Annotated in this window: 4 protein-coding genes and 1 pseudogene; all 5 read right to left on the reverse strand. The window is 34.0% G+C overall.

Annotated elements, in window-relative coordinates; all coding sequences use genetic code 11:
• Positions 1-1,605, reverse strand: a 1,605-nt coding sequence (locus RT405_RS03850) for a phosphohydrolase (protein WP_313467701.1), incomplete at its 3' end; no start/stop codon positions are given.
• 28 nt (positions 1,606-1,633) lie between these two features.
• The gene (locus RT405_RS03855) at positions 1,634-2,629 is read right to left on the reverse strand and encodes a PhoH family protein (protein WP_313467703.1); all 996 of its coding nucleotides are present in this window, start codon (positions 2,627-2,629) and stop codon (positions 1,634-1,636) included.
• 204 nt (positions 2,630-2,833) lie between these two features.
• Positions 2,834-3,243 (reverse strand): annotated as a pseudogene (locus RT405_RS03860) (GatB/YqeY domain-containing protein).
• Between the two features lie 35 nt (positions 3,244-3,278).
• Positions 3,279-3,452, reverse strand: coding sequence for a 30S ribosomal protein S21 (gene rpsU, locus RT405_RS03865; protein ID WP_007725241.1), 174 nt, complete (start codon positions 3,450-3,452; stop codon positions 3,279-3,281).
• Between the two features lie 221 nt (positions 3,453-3,673).
• On the reverse strand, positions 3,674-3,836 hold a 163-nt coding region (locus RT405_RS03870), incomplete at its 5' end, for a transcriptional repressor (protein WP_313467756.1).

Raw genomic sequence — 3,836 nt, forward strand, 5'->3', positions numbered from 1 at the left:
ATTAGCAACCATCAAGCTATGGTGATAAGTGCCTGGTGCTTTGGTAATCAATTCTTTTAATAAAGGACTATTAGGGTTTTCCAATTCCATCAGTCTTAAAACGGCATTATCATCAAAAATCACTTCAATATAAGGAGAAAGCACGACCGCTAAAAAATAAGATAGAATTCCTCCACCTAAAGCAAAAGCAACCATAAAAAGTGTTTCCTTAGTAAAGTAAGACATATTCAAATACAAAATGAGTGAACTGATAAATAAGGCATTGAATAAAGTTGTCCAAATAAACGTATTCCAAAATTGGTTGGCAATTCTTTTCCGCGTAATCATCGTTCCCATCATACCACTTAACACATAAAATAAAACCAACACGATACTGAAGTTTGTCCCTGCATTTTCTTTAAACATAAAAATCGAAAATGCAGCTAAAAATCCATTTGAGACGATGCCATAGCGTCTAGAAATAAAAGCTGTCAATAGCATTGGTGCTAGTGCTGCAGGATATAACAAACTAACATTGCTGATACCGGCATTTTGTACTAAAGATAATCCTTTTAAAACCAACAAAGCACTGATCATCGTTAGTGCATACAAGGTTATTTCGTGTCCTTGTTTCTTTAAAGAATCTTTTTTAGATTTTCCTAAATAAAATAAGATGTATGCTTGAGCTAAAATCAACAACAGCAGACCGTATATCATTTGGTAGGAAGATTTATTGTCTAATAAACCTAAGAGTTTTAATTGATGCATAGCGTTACTATCAATTACGTGCCCTTCTTGAACAATAACTTGTCCTTGTAAAATCAATGCAGGCTGAACGTTTGTACTTGCTTCTTCCCGTTGATTTTCAGTAGCCTGCTGATTATAAACATTATTTTCAACCACTGTATTATCAATAATTAGGGTAGCGATACGCTGATATTTAGCAGATAGATCCCAATAATCTAACCGTGCAACAGCTTCTTGCTTTTTCTTGCTTAATTCGTCAAGTTTAACCGGTTCTGACATTACATCCGAAACCAACTCAACAGTAGCACCCTCAAGTTGTTTGACTGTTGACTCCGGTGCATCTAGCAAATCTAAAATTGCCCATTGAGGCAAGGCTTGAATAAACGTTTTAGCGGTATCATCAATCGTCGTTATTTTTTCGTTAAAAAGGTTGTTTTTTTCTTCAGGTGTTAAATGTGTGACATTAGAAGTGGCATTAGTGTTTTTTTCGTTTTCTTTTTTCTTAGAATCAACGGCTTCTTTTTCTTTCGCCAACTTTTCTTGGTATTGTTCTTCAGCAAGTTTATTTACTTCACCAACTGTTGCAAACAGTAAATGGATCTTACCAGTTTGTATATCATTTAAATCTGTATTGTAAGAATATACTGGAGAAACAGCCTCTGCTGCTAATTGCCTATTTTCTTCTGTCTTCGCTGTGTCTTCAACAGTTCTTTGAGCACGAATCGTTTCGTTAGCTACTTGATACAATTGAATCTTTAAATCTTTAGGTTTAACATTATTGAAAATGATGAGAAAAAGAAAGAAAGAAAAGAGAATAAGTACAAAAGGAATATAAAATTTACCCATCCTTTTTTGGAAACCAGCTAAACGTTCTCTCATTCATTCACGTCCTAACTGTGAGTTGTTTTTATTTGTTGTTTTGCATTTTTTTTTGATCTGTTAAAGCTTCTTGCTTCTCCGCATCATAAGCTTCGATAATACTTGCCACAACAGGATGTCTGACAACATCTTGGGAATCAAAATAAACAAAATCGATGTCTTTAACTGAGCTCAATACCGTTTTAGCATGAATCAATCCACTTGCAGCTCCTCGAGGCAAATCAATTTGAGTTACATCACCATTGACAATCATTTTTGAACCAAATCCTAATCGAGTCAGAAACATTTTCATTTGAGACACGGTTGTATTTTGTGCTTCATCTAAAATAACAAAAGAATCATCCAATGTACGTCCACGCATATAAGCAAGTGGAGCTATTTCTATTACTCCCCGGTCCATTAAACGATTGGTGTGCTCTAAACCAAAAAGATTGTATAGTGCATCGTAGATAGGTCTCAAATAAGGATCAACTTTTTCTTTTAAATCACCTGGTAAAAAGCCCAGATTTTCTCCTGCTTCAACAGCTGGACGTGTTAAAATAATTTTTTTAACTTCTCCTTTTTTTAAAGCTGCAATGGCCATAACTACGGCTAAATAAGTTTTACCTGTTCCGGCAGGTCCAATTCCAAAGACAATATCGTGTTTTTTAACGGATTGAACATACTGGCGCTGTCCAAAATTCTTGGCTCGAATAGGTTTTCCATCATACGTCTTTCCGATTTCTTCTTCATACATACTGACAAAATAATCTAAAGTCCCATTTTGAGCCATTTTAATAGCAGATATGACATCTGTTTGGTTAATAGTAATACCCCTGTCTATTAATTCTTGTAATTGATTGAATATTTTTTCCACTGTTTGAGCCTTCTTTTCAGAACCGATAACTTCCATACGGGTTCCACGGCTATTAATGACGACATTCAAAGAATCTTCAAGTAGTTTCAAATGTTTATCTTGACTGCCAAATAAATTATTGGCATTGTTTATTTTTTTTAATTCAAAATCATACGTTTTATTGGTCAAACAACCGACACTCCTCTTTTTGAAAAAATTCAATTTATAACATAAGTGCAGTCCTATTATTCATACACATTACGTTAAAGCGTATCCCTATTTTAACACAATAAAGTTATTTTTTGCGCATTTCATTCTTTTTCCTTTAGATAAATAACAACAGAACAAAAAACACAAGCAAAGGCTCTGAAGCTCTTGCTTGTGTTTTTATGATCAGTTTAACTGTTCTTTAACTAGACGATTGATCTCGTTTCCATCAGCCTTACCTTTTGTCATCGGCATAACTACACCCATGACTTTACCAAAATCTTTCATTGATGTCGCATTGACTTTAGCAATAGCTTCAGAAACAATAGTATGCAATTCGTCTTCAGTAAGCTGTTGAGGTAAATATTTTCCAACGATTTTGATAGCCTCTTGTGTTTGTTCAACGAGATCTTCACGACCAGTTTCATTTCGCGAGAAAGAAGTGTTAATTCTTCATCCTCACTCAATTCTTTACCAGTTTTAATTTGTTCATTTTGGAATGCAGCTTTTAGCATACGCAAAACGGCTAAAGTTTCTTTATCTTTAGCTTTCATAGCTGTTTTAATATCTTCGTTTATGGTTGTTAGAAGTGACAAAACTTTCTCACCCTCAATTCTTCAGCGTTATCTGATTAGAACTTACGTTTTCTAGCTGCCTCAGATTTCTTCTTACGTTTCACACTTGGTTTTTCGTAGAATTCGCGTTTACGGGCTTCTTGCAAAGTACCAGTTTTAGAAACGGAGCGTTTGAAGCGACGAAGAGCATCATCAAGAGATTCATTTTTCTTAATAACTGTTTTTGACATAGTAAATTCCCTCCCTCCGTGCTTTTAAAAGTAACCGTTATTTCTTATATAGTCTTTTAAAAACTATATAAATAAGAACTGTCCTTCTATATTATATCGAATGTATTTTTTTACGTCAATAAGGGATTTGCCTTTTATAAAAAAAAAAACTATTCTTTAAGGAAATTTGTTGTTTTTATCCCGCGATTTTTATTCTTATGAGAAGAACAAACAATTAAATGTTAATTTTTTACACAGTTCTCACATTTACCAAAAATTTCAAAGCGGTGAGAATCAATTTCGCATCCTGTTAGCTGTTCTTCAAAAAAATCCATCGGACACATTTCTATATTTTTCGTCATACCGCAACTGGTACAAATAAAATGATGATGGTGTCCTTGATGT

Origin of the sequence: Carnobacterium sp., from assembly GCF_032094055.1 — a bacterium.
GTDB lineage: Bacteria > Bacillota > Bacilli > Lactobacillales > Carnobacteriaceae > Carnobacterium_A.